This is a genomic window from Flexivirga sp. G2, from assembly GCF_055397625.1.
The window spans coordinates 436,313-451,620 of the sequence record NZ_AP039675.1; the positions used below are offsets into that span (position 1 = coordinate 436,313).

A 15,308-nucleotide genomic window follows, 5' to 3' on the forward strand; every position below is an offset into this window, starting at 1 on the left:
CATGGTCCTCGGGAGAGCGCGCAGGTATGCCGCGGTCGATCTCGGTGCCTCCTCGGGCCGGGTGATGATCGGCGAGATCGGTGGATCCTCACAGATCCGGCTCCGGCAGGTGCATCGCTTCGACAACGTCCCGATCCGGATCGACGGGGTCCTGCAATGGGACATCGAGTCCATCTGGCACGAGATCGTGACCGGTCTGCGGGCGTGCGGCGACGAGCCGTCCGCGATCGGAATCGACTCGTGGGCGGTCGATTACGCATTGTTGGACGAGCGCGGCCAACTGCTCGGGAACCCCGTCCACTACCGCGACGAGCGCACCGACGGCATACCCGAGCAGGTCGATGCGGTGATCGACCCGGAGCGACTCTTCGCGCTCACCGGCATACAACGGTTGCCGATCAACACGGTCTACCAGCTGTATGCCGAACGGCGGTCGACTGAGCTCCGGTCGGCGCAACACGCGCTGCTGATTCCCGACCTGATCGTGCACCGACTGACCGGAACGTTGGGCTCGGAGCTGACGAACGCGTCGACAACCGGCCTGTTGGACCAGCGCCGAAAGGACTGGGCAACCGAGGTTTTCGCCGAGCTGGGGCTGCCGCGGGACCTGTTCGCGCCGATCGTGCACCCCGGGAGCCACGCCGGCCCGGTGACCGACGGCTCGACGGGTCAGGCAGGCGTGCCGGTGATCCGGGTCGGTTCGCATGACACGGCATCGGCGGTGGTCGGAGTGCCCGCCCGGACCGCTGACTTCGCCTTCATCTCCTCCGGCACGTGGTCGCTGGTCGGGGTGGAACTGGCCGAACCGATGCTGACCGAGGACGCACGAAAAGCCAACTTCTCCAACGAACTCGGGCTCGACGGGACCGTGCGACTGTTGCGCAACGTGATGGGTCTGTGGCTGCTGCAGGAAAGCCTCCGGCAGTGGGCGGCCGACGGTGACCCGCAGCACCTGCCGACGCTGCTCGCGGGCGCCGCCACCCTGGGCACGGGCGCGCTGGTGGACGTGGACGCTGCGGTGTTCCTGCACCCGGGCGACATGCCGGGACGGATCCGTGAGGAGTGCTCGGGCACCGGTCAGCCGGTGCCCGAGCATCCGGTGCAGGTGGTGCGCTGCATCCTGGACAGCCTGGCCGACGCCTACCGGCGCACCGTGCAGCAGGCGGAAACGTTGTCCGGCAAGCGGATCGAGGTGATCCACCTCGTCGGAGGCGGCGCGCAGAACGCGTTGCTGTGCCAGCTGACGGCGGACCGATGCGAGCTGCCGGTGATCGCCGGACCGGTGGAGGCGACGGCGCTGGGCAATGTTCTTGTTCAGGCACGCTCGGATGGCGCTGTCACCGGAACGCTGTCGGACCTGCGCGCACACCTGTCGTCGGAGGAACTGCATCGCTACGACCCGCGCAGCCGATGACTACTCGATGCCGTTGAGCTGGTCGACGACCTTGAGCAGGTCACCTTCGCTGGCGTAGTTGACTGCCACGAAGTTCGGGATCTGGCCGCGTTGTTGCTCGCACTTGGAGGCGTAGGGCCACAGCACGTCGTACTTGTTGATCGTGCGGGCGTCGGTGACCATCGTGTTGAAGTTGGCCAGCCAGTAGTTCAGCATCAGCAGGTCGTCGGACTTGGTCCCGCGGTTGAGGCGGCAGGACAGGGAGGCCACCGTCGGATTGGTGTATGGCGTGTCCTGCACCCAGTCGAATCCCTGTAGCAGCCAAGGGTATTGGCTGCCTCCGCCGTGCCGCTCCATCAGCACGACCAGTCGCTTGCCGGAGGAGATCATCGATCCCAGCGTCGGCCAGGGCTTGCCGTTCTGCGGGGTGTAGACGTAGGGCATCAGGCCGGCGGCACGGAAGACCTTCGCCGTGTCTGCCGGGGACACGTTGTCCTCGACGAAGAAGGTGATCACCTCGCGCGGATGCGCCGCCATCCAGGTGCGGACCTTCGCCATCGTCGGTTCCCACTCGGTCGAGCCGAGCTCGCACAGGCCGTGGCAGAGGTATGCGCCGACGGGGCCGACCGGTGCGGACGTCACGGACTCGCGCAGCCGTGCGGCACTGGCGACCACGCTCGTGCCGTACGCCTTCTTGGCCTCCGCGATCGCGGCCTCCCGGCTCTGCGGGGCGGTGATGACCAGGCCGGGCTTCTTGGAGTGTTGGCCGTAGTAGCTGTCGACGAGCAGCACCCGGACACCGGCGTCGAGACTTCCGATGATCCCGGTCGACTGTTCTCCGATGTACCAGCCGGGTTCGTCCGCGGCGGACATCGCGTTGTGTGCCGCCGGGAACGACACGTCGTCATACCTGCGGTCGCAGAGCTCGACGTGTCCGTTGCACGCGTGGCTCGCGGTCGACTCCTGGGTCGTGGCATCCGCTGCAGTCGCCGGCTCGGACGGCGGTAGCAGAGCGACCACCACGAGTGCCGCGACGACCAGCGCGCTCGCAACGAGGGCGATGCGGGTCGCCATCCGACGTTGGCGCGGGGCCTCGTCCGGCTCGCCGTCCTCGGTCGTCGCGCGGGGTCGAAAGCCTGCGGCGTAAGCGAGTTCGGCCAGGCCGGTGACGAGTATGACGATGCCGGCCAGCCCGGCGAGGACTCCGAAGGTGAGCCCGGGCCGGAAGATGGCGCCGGCCCCGAGGATCAGCAGGCCGGCGCCGCGGCCGGCGATGGCACGTCGGCTCTCCGGCCGGGTCGTCACCAATTGCCAGCCGCGCTGGGCGAGCGCACCGATGTCCGCGTCCGGCAACCGGGCGGATGTGGCGGCGACGACCACCAGGCCGATGAGAATCGCCAGGGCCGCGCACCACCAGAGCTGTGCCGCGAGTCGGGACCAGCCGGCCGACACGAGGGCGCCGGTCAACGTCTTCTCGTCCTGCAACGACGCGGCGATCGACCCCACGACGGTGAGCAACGCGACGACCCCGCCGCACGCGGCGATGCCGAAGCCGGAGCGCGTCGCTGCCTGCTGCCGATCCGGAGCCACGGTCACACCGGCCGCGAAGAACAGCAACGCGAGCACCGGGAGCAGCCAACTCAACAGGCCGCACCAGCGCACCAGTTGGATGAGCCGCCCGGACATGGAGTGGTTGCTGACCTGCGCCAGCGTCACGGACATGTCCGGCGAGATGTGTTCTGCAGCAGTCGGTGACACCGACGGCAGGACACCGCTGAGGACCGTGCCGATGTCGAGCAGCCGGATGGCGATCCCGTCGGACTGCTCGCCGGTCACGGACTGGTGCAGGACTGCCGCAGAGTGGCGGACCAACGGACTGAGTGTCGAACTGCCCGCCAGTGAGATGCTCACGCTCTCGACGGCCGGCCGCAGGACGACGAGGTTCGGGTTCGCACGGATCGTCTCCTGCGCGATCCGCTCGCCGATCGCGCGCGAGACGTCCGGGTCCTGACGCACCTGGTCGACGTTGCGTGCGAACGTCTGCTCGTCGAGCACGTTGTGATTGACCAGGCCTGCGGCGATGCCGAAGAAGAGCAGCACCGAGGCCAGGACCGTGCACGCCGTCGACCACCGCTTCACGACAAGACCCTAGCGGCGCGCTGTCACAACCGTTGCTGGAACCACGCGACATCCCAGAAGCGCCCGAACTTGTGCCCGACCTCCTCGAACACACCGACCTGCCGGAAGCCGCACCGCAGGTGCAGCCGCTGTGACGCTTCGTTCGGCACGGTGACACCCGCGACGGCCAGGTGGACGCCCTCGGTCGGCAACGTCTCGAGCAGCGCCGAGTAGAGCCGGCTGCCCAGGCCGCGGCCGGTGTGCTCCGGCGCAAGGTAGACGGTGGTCTCCACGGTCGTGGCGTATGCCGCCTTGGGTCTGAATGGGCTGCTCGTGGCATACCCGAGAACTCGGTCGTCCGCCTCTGCCACCAGCAGTCGGTGCCGACCGTGGGCGGGGTGTGCGTCGAACCACGGCCGGCGCTGCTCGACGGTGAACGGCTCGACGTCGAACGTGATCTGGGTGTGTTCGATGTAGTGGTTGTAGATCCGGGTCAACTCCTCGAGATCACCCTCGTGGCCGGCCCGGATCCGGGCACCTGCGGAACTCATGCTGCGACGGTATCGCCGCCGCGTTACGTCGGTGTTTCACAAGTGGACCGGGCCAAACCGTTGCGGCAGCGCACGATTCAGCCGATCGCGGCATCAGCCAAGGACGCGCATCACGTGCTCCACGGCCGGCACGTCGGCCGGTGCCCACTCGATGCTCCGCAACTCGGCTGCCGGGACCCACCGCAGCTCGTCGTGCTCGGTCAGCTGCGGTTCGCCCGACTCGACCGCCGCGAAGAAGGTCGTCAGGGTGACGGTGCCGAACTCGTAGGTGTGCGAGGTGGTTTCCACGTGTTCGCCGACCGAGATCTCGCACAGCAACTCTTCGCGCACCTCGCGGATCAGCGCCTGCTCGGGGGACTCGCCGGCCTCGACCTTGCCGCCCGGAAACTCCCACAACCCGGCGAGTGCCATCGACGGGCCGCGTCGTGCAGCCAGCACCCTGTCGTCACGGACGAGGACCGCACCCACGACCTCGATCAGCTGGGTCATGGCTGCCCTTCCTCTGAACGATGCGGTGCCGTGAGCATAGGGCCACCGCCGGAAGCAGCCCGCACATGAGAAAACCCCGGCGAGCGTCTCCGCCTGCCGGGGTCTTGCACTGTCTCAACTCAGTACGTGCACCCGTAGGGATTCGAACCCCAAACCTTCTGATCCGAAGGTTCGACGTTTCGAGCTGCTGCAGGACGCAGCATGAACGCCAACTTCCGGGCGCTGCAACGATTTCCGCGTCGGCGCACGATTCGCAACGTCGCGCTGATCGCAGCTGGCGTCGCCGGACTGTTCGCGGTTCCCTACCTGGGCGTGCACCAACTCGGGACCCGGTCGCTCGTCGAGGCAACTGCGGCCACCGAGCCCGGCGCGCCGATGATTGCAGCACCGACCACCGCCGCCGGTTACCAGGCGATGTTCGACAAGCTCGACGTAGACGAGTGGGGCGCCGCCGACGTCGGGATCTCCGTGCAGCTCACACCGAACCGCACGGTCTGGTTATTTGGCGACACGCTCTCGGAGAACCACGGCATCGTGAACTCAACCGCCATCACGCAGGACGGTGGCCGGCTCCATATCAGCCAGTACGGCAACCAGCTGCTTCCGAAGGCGGACAACGACGACCAGGGCCGCACCGTCGTCTACTGGATCGAGGCCGCACGCAAAGCCGGCGCCAACCGCATCGAGATCACCGCAGCCCCAACCTGGGTCAGCAACACCGGCCAGGACGGCGCAGGGTGGGGACGCGCCACCGCGCAGGACCGCACCGGCATTCTGACCGTCGACCGGGCCGGCGAAGTCACCTTCAACCACTGGACCGGCTGGACCACCGCGCCACAGCTCGACACCCGATTCCTAACCGTCGCCGACGGTGCGCCGTACCAGCGCGAGGGGCACCTCTTCTACAACAAGCAGCTGCACGACGAGGCACAGCTCGCCAGCGGCAAGACCCTCGTCTCCATCTGCCAAAACCGGATCAAGCCGGCGAAGCGAGCCGACGGCGGAATCGACTACCCGGCATACCGACTCATTTTCAGCGAGGAGCAGAGATGAACCACGCACATGACCTTGAACTGTGCGACTGGCGGACCTGCGTGTGCGGCAAGTCATTCAAATCGTCTCGATCGCTGCACCTGCACGTCACCAAGGCGAACCGAGCCGAGCGGGAACGAAATCAGCAGGTTGCAGGCGGTGATTCCGAATGAGCCGGATCGTCCTGGTGGTCGATGTTGGCCATGGCCAGGAAGCTCTGATCTTCGCCGACCAGCGCGATGTTGAGGCATTCCTAGAGCGGAACCGAGCGGTCGACGAGTGCGCGCAGGGGATGGTGCCAGTCACCACGCGAGGTGAGGCCATTCGTGCCGCGAACCAGCAGAGTGAGGGTGCGCGATGACCACCCACACAAATCGATGGAGGACAGAGCCACACGTCCGCATGGGTGACCCGTGCTTCCTCTGCGGCATCCCGATGACGCCAGGATCTCGTGAGTACGAAGGTGGCCACCTGGTCCCCGAGGGCCACCGGATGCACGGTGGGCACGGCCTGTGTCGACGCTGCTATCGGAGCCCCGAGGGAAAGGCCCTCGTGGCGCAGGCCCGCAATCAGCAGGGTGATCGATGATGGACGAGACCCAATACCGCATCGAGTACACGATCACTCGGCGACAGCCCGGTGAGGATGACTTCACCGAATTCGGGTTCGGCTCCTCCGGCGGGTGGCCCGACCTGCGCTCGTGTGCTTACGAGGTCACCAGCGAGATTGAGAACGAGCTGTGGACCGAAGCCGTCAATCAGCAGGTTCCGGGCATGCCGAAATCAGGGGGTAAAGCATGAGTTCCGCTGGGAAGGATCTGAATTCCGTTGGTCCGAAACGCAGACGGGAGGCCGTGTGGCGGGATAGAAACCGAGAGATGAACTATGTAACACCCGTCACATTGTCATCATCCGTCACATGGCACGAACCCGCTTTGCCGATTGAGGAGCCGGTGAGCGATCTGCTGAGAGCATGGCGAAACTTCGGGCTTGCCTCCGGGCACTCCGACCGCACGATCAGTAGCCGCACCTACACGCTGCTGCGCATCGCTAAGGCCGGGATCGACCCGCTCACCGCGAGCGCGGATGAACTCACGGAGTGGCTGTCGACGCTACGAGATTCCCGTACCGGCGAGCAGGTGACCCGGTCGACGAAGGCGACGTACCGGGCGCAGGTGCGGGCGTTCTACAAGTGGCTGCACGAGACCGGCCGACGAGGGGATGATCCGACCGGGCAGCTTCCGCGGCCGCGAGCGCAGCATGGGCAGCCTCGTCCGCTGACGGTCGCGCAGGTCGAGGACATGCTCCGGGCTTGCTCGGACCCGCGTGCGGCTGTCACGCGGGCCTACATCTTGCTCGGTGGGTATGCCGGCTTGCGGGTGCACGAGATCGCGAAGATCCGCGGAGAGGACGTGCACGACGGGCTGATCTTCGTACGCGGCAAGGGTGGCCACGAGGCGAGTTTGCCGCTGCACCCGCTGCTCGTCGACCTGGTCGAGAACATGCCCGCTCGCGGATGGTGGTTCCCAACCTCTTCGGAGCTCGGGCACGTGCACCGGTGCTCGGTGTCGACCGCGATCAAGCGGGCTATGGTTCGCGCCGGCGTGCCAGGCACACCGCACGCGCTGCGGCACTTTTACGGGACGCAGACGCTCCGGTCGTCCGGTGGCAACCTGCGGACGACGCAGCGCGCTATGAGGCACCTGTCGATCTCGTCAACGGCGATCTACACCGACGTCGACGACGCGGCGCTCTCGCACGCGATCAGCGGCATACCGCCCGCAGCCTGACTCCGAGAGAAGGGGGCTCGTTCGACTGCCGGTCGAGCGAGCCCCTTTCGCGTACGCTGCACCGCACGCTGACATGGGGAGATCTGATGGGCAAGGCAGAGCGGCAGGCAGCAGCTGCGGCACGCAAGGAGCGCTACCAACGCAAGGCGGCGGAGATCGAGGACAAGAAGAACCGGCGCCTGGCCGAGATCAAGGCAAAGGCCGAAGCTCAGCGCCAACAGCGCGCTCGACCGGCAGCCCAACCATCACCACCACCCACGGCTGCATCTGACGTTCCCGCGAGCGCTGGCGATGCCGAACTCGACTTCAAGGGTCTGTTCATAGTTCGCGGGGACCAGCTTCAACTGCCCAACGGCCAGGTGCGGCCGCTCCGCAACTTGGTCGCGACCGTTCACTGGGGCCCGCCAGACCCTGAATACACAGCGGACATGACCGGTCTCTTCGGCGCCGTGCCGTTGCTGTCGAAGCGGCACCGCTTCCACCATTGGCTGACGATTCGACAGATCACGGCGCCCGTCTTTCTCTTGCAGATCGACAAGGCTGACAAAGCCGCGGCCCAGGCGTTCGCCGATCGCTTCAACTCGCTCCCGCGGACGCGATAACCTGGCGACTCACGCAGAAAAGGGCCCCCGCTCGACCGAGTCGAGCGGGGGCCCTTCTGTGTTCGCCCACGAACGAGAACGATGGTAACCGTGACCACCGACGAGATCCTGGCTTACCAGCACGCCCTGTACGTCGTGGCCTCCGAGGCTGCGGAGAAGGTACGTCGGCATGGCGGGACGCCGCGAGAGATCACGGAGGCGTTCGACCGAGTCGTCCGCCAGTGTGGGTGGCCGGAACCTCGTACCTCTTTTGTCTAGGTCTGGCTTGACTTGATTGTCTAGTGTGCCATAGACTAATCTCGTGAACAGGAAAGCCGTGATCAAGCGAATCGAGAAGGCCGCCAAGCAACAGGGTCGGTCCTGGACCTTCGAGAACCACGGCAAGAAGCACGACCTGTACGACCTCGACGGCACGATGATCCCGATCCCGCGACACAAGGAGATCACCGAGCAGATGGCCCGGATCATCTGGCGGGAGTGCGAGAGCGAACTCGGAAAGGATTGGTGGCGCAAGTGAAGATCACCGCGAAGGTGCGGCGCGACGGCAAGTGGTGGCTGGTCCACGTCCCCGAGGTCGACCGTTGGACCCAGGCTCGAAGCCTGGCCGACGTTGCCCCGATGGCCACGGACCTCGCCGCGTTAATGCTGAAGGTCGACGAGCAAGACATCGAAATCGCCGACATCATCATCGAACTCCCCGAGCACGTCCGACAACGAATGGCTGACGCGGAACGGCTCCGCAAGCAAGCCGCGGAAGCAAACCGGGCGGCAGCCGAAGCCTCACGTGAAGCAGCGCGCGAGCTGAAAGACGACGGCCTCACCGTGCGCGACATCGGCAAGGCGATGGACGTGTCATACCAACGAGCTCACCAACTGGTGAACTCGTGACCGTGCATTCGACGTGACAACGCGCAAAAGGCGCCCCACCGATCCGCAGATCTGTGGGGCGCCTTTTGATGCCAACGAGACGATCAGGAGGGCAGGTTGTCGTCTCCCGTGGTGCCGTCCTCGATCGCTTCGTCGAGGCTGGTGTCTTCGACCTCGTCGACGTCCTCGACCGCCGGCTGGCCGGCGACCGAACCGTACGCCGCGGTGTCATCGGTCTGGAATAGGTCGGACGCCAGGTCCTTCGGCAGCCAGCCACCGAGCGCGGTCAACCCGCCGATGACGACACCGAGCACCGGCCACGGGACCGCAGCGATCGCATCGGTGGCCGCAGCTGCAGAGTTGTCGGCGCCGAACACGTAGACGCCGAGCAACCAGCAAACGAACGCGCCAGCCGCGCCGCCACCAACAGCGGACGGGACACGAGGCGACAGGGGCGCGGTGGTGGACTTACTCATGAGATGACCTTCTTCCAGATGAGGTCCCGGGCGACCCCGGACAGTTGATGGCACGCCTGCGGGACGTAGATCTCCCAGGACAGGCGCCGGCCCTTCGCGACCTTGATGACCTGCGAACGGTGGGCGAACGTGGATCCGCTCGTGGTCTGATGCTCGGACACGCCATACGACGCGACCTTCGTCCACTTGCCCGACTTCTGCGCGTACTCCACGGCACGGATCTGGATCGTCTGACCGGGCGGCAGCCCATCGACCGCGACATACAAGTCCGAGGTTCCGGTCACGGGGCCGGTCTCGATCGTGTATTGCGGCTTGCCCGTGCTGAACTTGTCGACCTGGACCGAGTTCCACCCCTTCTTCAGGGCTCGCTTCCCGGACCAGGAGTGGGTGGGTGCTGCGTCGGGCATGTCGTCGCCCTCCTCTTTCACGGGTTGTGTGGTCGCGCCGCCGATACCGAGCCGGCGGAACGTGGCGGCATCGCCGTAGAAGATGTCCTGATCGATGCCGGTCTCGGAGTGCTGCCAGCACGTCAGCGACGGCCAGCCGTGCAGAGCGCCAGGTGTGCTGGCGTACGCGGCCTTCCACAGCGGCCACTGGCGAAGGACGTTCATCTGCGCGGTGGTGGCGTGCTGAGCGAGCTGGCCGAGCTTGTCGTCGTTGGCGTACAGCCACGGCCAGACACCGGTGCGGCGCCGGTACTCGGTGCCCCACCGGATCAGCCACGCCGGCCAGGTCGCCGGGCTCGAGGTCGACTTGTACGGCTCGAAGTCCATGACACCGACCTCGCCGGACCGCAGACCCGCGGTCGCGAGGAAGTCGGTGCAGCACGCGACGGCGTCGTACTCCGGCCACGCGTACGTGTACGCGCCCAGCAGCAGCCCGGCGCCGCGCACGGCGGCACGGTGGGCCGCGTACGCCGGGTCGTGCCAGGACAGGCCCTCGTGGGCCTTGACGAGCACGAACTTCGGGGAGTGCGCCTTCCACTGCGCGATCGTCTGGAACGACGACACGTCGACGCCGGCGAGCTGCGTCGCCGGCTTGGCCGGTGACTTCGGCGGAGACTTCGCCGGCGGCGCCGGCGTCGTCTTGCCAGCAGCCTTCTCGCACTCAGGGCCCCAGATCCCGTCGACCGTGAGCTCCTTCGCCGCCTGCCAGGTCCTGACCGCCTTAATCGTCGCCGGACCGGGTATGCCGTCCGCGGTGACCCCGACGACCTTCTGTACGCCCTTGGCCCAGGTGCCGATCTTCTTCGCAGCCGCGGCGAGCGCTGCAGCCGAGACCACGCGCTGGCCGTGCACTGAGAGGTTCTCCCGGACCTGGACGTGCACCGGGTCTCGGAAGCCGGCGCGGAAGTCGCCGCCCCACTGCATGACCCCGGTTGCCGCGCAGATCGCGCGGATCCGCGCCTCCTGCGCCGCGGTGTACCCCGAGCGGTACTTGCCAGACTGGAAGCGCTCGTAGACCACGCCGGCCTTAGCGAAGTCACACGCGGTCCCCGAGATGTGGTTCGAGGACAGGTCGGGGTTCGAGATCCCTTGTTGCCGGTAGACCTCGATCTGCTGGGCGATCGTGCGACCGCCGTATGCCGACGTCAGGTGCGCGACCTCGGTATCCATCCGCCACGCCACGTAGGCGAACAGGATCGCGAGGTCTTTCGACGCGACCGTGCACGAGGCGCCGGTCGGTGCGGTGAACCTGGCGGAGAACTTCGTCAGCTGGGGCCAGCCATTCGCGGTCGCTGCCATGGGGTGTCTCCTTGCTGCGGCATACGAGAGCCCCGGCCGTGGTTCGGCTCGGGGCTGGTGGGAGTTACGGGATACGCGTAACGCGTATCAGGGTGCGGTCGACGTCGGGTCAGGTGAGGTCGGCGGGTCCGTGGGCGGCGTGGTCGCCTGGGTGCAGGCGATGTCGGATGGAATCTTGTCGCCGTTGGAGAGCACGAACACGGCAGTCCCGTTGTCGCATTCAGAGCGGATGGGGGTGGCGCCGTCGGTGCCGTTCCTCCCGTTGGCTCCGTCCTTCCCGTCCTTTCCGTCGGCTCCGTCTCTCCCGGGCGGCCCGGTCACGGTGTCGCCCTTGTCGCCCTTCGGGCCGGGCGGCAGTTGGCCGGCGTCGGTCACGGTCCCGTTGGAGAGGGTGACGAGCAGGTGGTATGAGTCGGACACGCCGACGCCGGTGACGCTGACGCCCGGATCGCCCTTCTTCCCATCGCTGCCGGCGGGGCCGACAACCTTCCCGGCGTCGGTGGTTTTGCCATCGGTATAGGTGACGATCAGGTGCCCGGCGGCGTTCGGCAGGGCCGAGACGATCCCGACGCCCTTGGCGCCCGGCTTCCCGGTCGCGTCCTTGCCAGGTGTGCCGGCTTTGCCGGTGGCCGACCTACCGGCTGGGCCTGTTGCACCTGACTTGCCGACGACTGTCCCGAGGTTCGCCGAGGTGCCGTCGTTGTAGGAGACGATCAGTGACTGGTTGACGATCGCGACCGACGAGACCCGCCGGGGCGGCTTCGACGTCTTCGCGACCGGGGCGGACTTCACCGACGCCGCCTGCTGGCACACGCCGAGCTTCGTCAATGTGTCGTGCGCCGAGCCGGATGCTTTGCACGCGGCCTGGACCTGTGACGCGAGGTCGTCTGCTTGCTTCGCGGCCGCGGTGGCGGTCGACTGTGCGGCCTGCGCCCGGGCCTGGTTGTGCTCGGCCGAGTTCGAGGCGCGCTGCCCAATCCACCCAGACAGGCCGATGGCGAGCGCGAGAACAGCGACTGTTGCGAGGTACCACTTGAGCGGTATCCCGTGGCCTTCGTCGTCGCTGTCTTCGGGCGCGCCGGCTGCGATCCGGTCAGGGACTTCCGCGGGGTCGATGTCGTCGTCAGGCTTCATCGTCGTCTTCGTCCTCTTCGTCAGTGCGGATCAGGCGCCGGAGCCGTGCCGGGTATGCGGGCAGGGTGACGCCGCCCTCGGACGCGTGCATGCGTGCCCGGTGCGCCCAGGTCGCGAACAACTCGAGCCCTTCTCGGGTGCGGCGTAGTTCCCGGCGAGTGGTGCGGGCGCGTTTGTTGAGGTAGGACGCGACGGTGCCGATACCTGCGGCGAGTGCGACCAGTGCGGATGCCACAACTCCGGGGTCAAGTTCCACACGCCTAGTCCTCCGGGTCGTCGTCCCAGACGGCCGCGGTCCAGAACGCGACGCCGGCCAGGATCAGGGTCAGGGATGGTCCGAGCAGCGACACCGGCGGATGCCGAGTCGCAGCCCACGAGAACGTGATGACGCCCCATGCGGTGTACACACCGGCCGAAACGTGCGCCGCCTGGTCGCCGAACCGCGTTGGCACCGCGTCCGCCGCGGCTGCCACGAGCCCGACACACGCGATTGTGTGCAACGGCACCCAGAGCGGCGCCGCGTCCAACACCCCGAGGGCTCCCTCGAGGTGGTGTCGGCCGCCAGCGAGGTATGGCGCGGTCCGGCCGGCGAGGGCCAGCAGGACGATCGTGGCGTGGCCGGCCGCCAGGAGGAGCGCGAGCACCGGGAGATGTGGGTGCCGCGTCCTGCTGGTCATGCCGGCGTCGACCCGCCTTGCACAGCGGAGACCGCGGCCTTGATCTGGTCGTCGGTCACCGCGGCTGGATTCTCGCCCGGACGCCCTGTGTATGTCGCGAGCGCGTAGGCGTAGACCGAACTGACAGTGCTGCCTCCTTCGTCGACTGATGCGGCGACGAGCCGACCGCGGTTGGCCTCGGCCCACTGTTGAGGTGCGTCGATGCCTGCCATCTCGGCCGCTGCGATGAAGCGCTGCAGCAAGTCCGCGTCGTGGGATGCTGCGATCTGGTCGGCGATGGTGGCTGCCATGACTGAATCTCCTTGTGTGAGTGAGTGATGCGGCGAGATGCTGATCAGGCGGGAGTGCCTGGCAGCGATGTTGGCCACTGGTCGGCCGTTTGATAGGAGAGCGTCGCGACGACGATGTCCGTGCTGGTGACGCCAGCCACGCCAAGCACGGTCGATCCGTCCGGCGTTGCATAGACGAAGCCGGCCGGCCCGGTGGTCGATAGCGACATCAGAGGCGCCATGGCGTTCGAGGACGGCACGAATCCCGGCGGCATCACGGACGACATGCTTGATTGCCCACTCGCAGTGACGACACCTCGAAGCGAGATCGTGACGACTTGCCCGGTGCGGCTCGTTGTGATGGTCCAAGTGCCGCCGACCGTGGCAATGTCGAACCACTCAGCGACGTTGCGCAGTCCTGTGGCACCGCTGACGCCAGTCCACGAGTTGTTCGTGCTGCCGGTGCTCACCCATCGCCAAGCGCCGTTCGTGCCGTGTTTGTCGGTGTAGTAGTACCCGGGTCCGGGCGGAGCCAGGACGCCGACGGGTGAACCCTCTCCGCGTAATTCAAACTCGTTCGAGCCTGCCGGTCCGGTCAGGTGGGGGCCGACGACCTGCCCGTCCACGGTGATCTGGTCTCCGGACATGTCGACTAGGGGCGAATGTCCCGGTCGGCCGCCGATGATCTGGCCGGGTGCGACCGTGCCCTCGGCGACGAGCACGCTCGAGAGGGCGACGACGTCCGGGTCGGCTGCCGAGACCTGCGCAGTCCACGTGTCCGAGATCCGCCGACCAGGGTTTGTCGGGTCGTCCCAGGCCGAGCGCACGTGCATGACGAACCCGTAAGAGTCATCGGTCAGACTCTCGTGGTCCGCGGCGAACACCTGGATCCGGTCCGTCTCGGACAGCTTGACCGGCTGAGTGGACGGCTTCGGTGTCATACCGCCATCGATATGGCGCACCAGGCGGTCGTAGCGGATGTCCACGACGGCGTTGGTCATCGCCGCGCCGGTGATCGTCTCCAGGTCCAGGAGGAGAGTCTTGGTTGCCGAGCCGTCGACCGGTGCCGCGAGCCGGTAGATCCGGGCCTCACGCGAGTAGATCGGTCCGGTGACGATCCCGAACAGGAGCTCGGGGGTGCCGTCCTGCGAGCGCCACAGGCACACGCCCTCGGCCTCGTTGTGGCCTCCGGACGCGTAGCTCCCGGCGACTGCGGCCAGGCCGGAGACATCCTTGGTGCCGATGACGGTGCCGGTGGACCAGTCGAGCTCGTAGAGGGTCGGTTCGACGTCGCCAGGTGCGGATCCGCCGCGGCTGATGTAGGCCCGGGTGTCTGTGATCGTGAACCCTTGGAAGGACGAGCCGGCGGGCCACGTGACGGTTGCGGTCTTCAGCGCCGCCGGCGGTGCCCCCTCGGGCCCGGCTGCCTTGTAGTCCGACAGCTTGTAGAGCGCGAAGGTCTCGGTGGACCCGGACCGGAACGCGGTCGCGATCCGGTCGGTCTGCTGGTCGATCGCGAACTTGCCGTAGGTGTGACCGGCGGAGCCGATGCCAGGGTCCGCAACCGGCTCAGTGTCAGCCTGCAGGACGCGCGCACCCGATGCGGTGCCGCTGTACGCCCACCGGACCGCGGCGCCCTGGGCCGACTTCACGTCCGCGCCCCAGAACAGCCAGACCCACATCTGCCCGTCAGAATACTCGGCCGTGATCGACGACCCGTGCCCAGCGCCGTCGAGGATCGCGTAGTCCAGGCGCTTCCCGGTCGAATCGCACCGGGAGATCCGCAGATCCGATGTCGCGCCGTCGCCGGACTCGACCTGCGCCTCGAAATATTCGCCGGACCAGGGGCCGCGCACGAACGACTGCATCACCCGGCCGGGGTTGCCCTTCAGCGTCGTGACCAGGCGCGGAGTCATGTCCCCGATCGGGAGAAGGGCAGTGCTCATTGCGCTGCCTCCTGGTGATCGTCAGCCCACGCCTTGACAGCGTCGGCGACGACTTGCGGGTCACCGCCGGCTTGCCAGTATTCGTAAGTGCAGGTCACGGCCTGGGTGGGCATCGCATCGAGCTTGTTCTGGCGCGACGTCTCCGCGGAGCACGCGTCCTGCAGCGCCTGGCGAACCTCGGGGGTCAGCTCGGCCACGTTGACTGGAAGGTCAACCATGT

The 15,308-nt window shown here is 67.1% G+C and carries 19 protein-coding genes and 1 tRNA gene; 8 read left to right on the top strand and 12 right to left on the bottom strand.

The genetic code is table 11. The annotated features are described in order from the left end of the window. Position 1: 1 nt before the first annotated feature. Entirely contained in the window at positions 2-1,414 is a 1,413-nt protein-coding gene (locus ACZ50J_RS02095) for a rhamnulokinase (RefSeq protein ID WP_464299634.1), read from the top strand. Here the strand turns inward: ACZ50J_RS02095 and ACZ50J_RS02100 are convergent, their stop codons facing one another. From ACZ50J_RS02100 to ACZ50J_RS02115, 4 genes are all read right to left on the bottom strand, one after another. Next, positions 1,415-3,532: a hypothetical protein gene (locus ACZ50J_RS02100; protein ID WP_464299635.1), complete on the bottom strand. Its 2,118-nt coding sequence runs from the start codon at positions 3,530-3,532 to the stop codon at positions 1,415-1,417. A gap of 23 nt (positions 3,533-3,555) precedes the next feature. Continuing rightward, positions 3,556-4,062: an N-acetyltransferase family protein gene (locus ACZ50J_RS02105; protein ID WP_464299636.1), complete on the bottom strand. Its 507-nt coding sequence runs from the start codon at positions 4,060-4,062 to the stop codon at positions 3,556-3,558. Between the two features lie 93 nt (positions 4,063-4,155). Continuing rightward, on the bottom strand, positions 4,156-4,551 hold the full coding sequence (locus ACZ50J_RS02110) for a (deoxy)nucleoside triphosphate pyrophosphohydrolase (protein WP_464299637.1): 396 nt from the start codon (positions 4,549-4,551) through the stop codon (positions 4,156-4,158). Positions 4,552-4,678: 127 nt separating this feature from the next. After that, positions 4,679-4,774, bottom strand: a tRNA-OTHER gene (locus tag ACZ50J_RS02115). Between ACZ50J_RS02115 and ACZ50J_RS02120 the strand changes: the two genes are divergently transcribed. From ACZ50J_RS02120 to ACZ50J_RS02150, 7 genes are all read left to right on the top strand, one after another. Further along, positions 4,753-5,604, top strand: coding sequence for a hypothetical protein (locus ACZ50J_RS02120; protein ID WP_464299638.1), 852 nt, complete (start codon positions 4,753-4,755; stop codon positions 5,602-5,604). The two genes, ACZ50J_RS02115 and ACZ50J_RS02120, sit on opposite strands and share 22 nt — an antisense overlap. 148 nt (positions 5,605-5,752) lie before the next feature. After that, positions 5,753-5,944: a hypothetical protein gene (locus ACZ50J_RS02125; RefSeq protein WP_464299639.1), complete on the top strand. Its 192-nt coding sequence runs from the start codon at positions 5,753-5,755 to the stop codon at positions 5,942-5,944. Positions 5,945-6,167: 223 nt separating this feature from the next. Further along, positions 6,168-6,383 (top strand): hypothetical protein, encoded by a 216-nt coding sequence (locus ACZ50J_RS02130; protein WP_464299640.1) that lies wholly within the window; start codon positions 6,168-6,170, stop codon positions 6,381-6,383. Positions 6,384-6,535: 152 nt separating this feature from the next. Beyond that, positions 6,536-7,372 carry a tyrosine-type recombinase/integrase gene (locus ACZ50J_RS02135; protein ID WP_464299641.1) on the top strand — a complete coding sequence of 279 codons (837 nt, stop codon included), beginning with the start codon at positions 6,536-6,538 and terminating at the stop codon, positions 7,370-7,372. An 86-nt stretch (positions 7,373-7,458) separates the two neighbouring features. Next, positions 7,459-7,974 carry a hypothetical protein gene (locus ACZ50J_RS02140; protein WP_464299642.1) on the top strand — a complete coding sequence of 172 codons (516 nt, stop codon included), beginning with the start codon at positions 7,459-7,461 and terminating at the stop codon, positions 7,972-7,974. A gap of 301 nt (positions 7,975-8,275) precedes the next feature. Beyond that, the gene (locus ACZ50J_RS02145; protein ID WP_464299643.1) at positions 8,276-8,491 is read left to right on the top strand and encodes a hypothetical protein; all 216 of its coding nucleotides are present in this window, start codon (positions 8,276-8,278) and stop codon (positions 8,489-8,491) included. Then, positions 8,488-8,862, top strand: a complete 375-nt coding sequence (locus ACZ50J_RS02150; RefSeq protein WP_464299644.1) for a hypothetical protein — start codon at positions 8,488-8,490, stop codon at positions 8,860-8,862. Before ACZ50J_RS02145 ends, ACZ50J_RS02150 begins: the two co-directional genes overlap by 4 nt. 83 nt (positions 8,863-8,945) lie before the next feature. Here the strand turns inward: ACZ50J_RS02150 and ACZ50J_RS02155 are convergent, their stop codons facing one another. The 8 genes from ACZ50J_RS02155 to ACZ50J_RS02190 all read right to left on the bottom strand — a co-directional run bounded on the left by ACZ50J_RS02155 (position 8,946) and on the right by ACZ50J_RS02190 (position 15,306). After that, a complete protein-coding gene (locus ACZ50J_RS02155; protein ID WP_464299645.1) occupies positions 8,946-9,317 on the bottom strand; it encodes a hypothetical protein in 372 nt (123 codons plus the stop codon). After that, positions 9,314-11,062 (bottom strand): GH25 family lysozyme, encoded by a 1,749-nt coding sequence (locus ACZ50J_RS02160; protein WP_464299646.1) that lies wholly within the window; start codon positions 11,060-11,062, stop codon positions 9,314-9,316. The genes ACZ50J_RS02155 and ACZ50J_RS02160 overlap by 4 nt, the downstream gene beginning before the upstream one ends. 87 nt (positions 11,063-11,149) lie before the next feature. Continuing rightward, entirely contained in the window at positions 11,150-12,196 is a 1,047-nt protein-coding gene (locus ACZ50J_RS02165) for a hypothetical protein (RefSeq protein WP_464299647.1), read from the bottom strand. After that, positions 12,186-12,452 (bottom strand): hypothetical protein, encoded by a 267-nt coding sequence (locus ACZ50J_RS02170; RefSeq protein WP_464299648.1) that lies wholly within the window; start codon positions 12,450-12,452, stop codon positions 12,186-12,188. Before ACZ50J_RS02170 ends, ACZ50J_RS02165 begins: the two co-directional genes overlap by 11 nt. A gap of 4 nt (positions 12,453-12,456) precedes the next feature. Beyond that, the gene (locus tag ACZ50J_RS02175) at positions 12,457-12,873 is read right to left on the bottom strand and encodes a hypothetical protein (protein ID WP_464299649.1); all 417 of its coding nucleotides are present in this window, start codon (positions 12,871-12,873) and stop codon (positions 12,457-12,459) included. After that, a complete protein-coding gene (locus ACZ50J_RS02180) occupies positions 12,870-13,163 on the bottom strand; it encodes a hypothetical protein (protein ID WP_464299650.1) in 294 nt (97 codons plus the stop codon). Before ACZ50J_RS02180 ends, ACZ50J_RS02175 begins: the two co-directional genes overlap by 4 nt. 44 nt (positions 13,164-13,207) lie before the next feature. Continuing rightward, positions 13,208-15,088: a phage baseplate protein gene (locus tag ACZ50J_RS02185; RefSeq protein ID WP_464299651.1), complete on the bottom strand. Its 1,881-nt coding sequence runs from the start codon at positions 15,086-15,088 to the stop codon at positions 13,208-13,210. Continuing rightward, the gene (locus ACZ50J_RS02190) at positions 15,085-15,306 is read right to left on the bottom strand and encodes a hypothetical protein (protein WP_464299652.1); all 222 of its coding nucleotides are present in this window, start codon (positions 15,304-15,306) and stop codon (positions 15,085-15,087) included. The genes ACZ50J_RS02185 and ACZ50J_RS02190 overlap by 4 nt, the downstream gene beginning before the upstream one ends. Between the last annotated feature and the right edge of the window lie 2 nt (positions 15,307-15,308).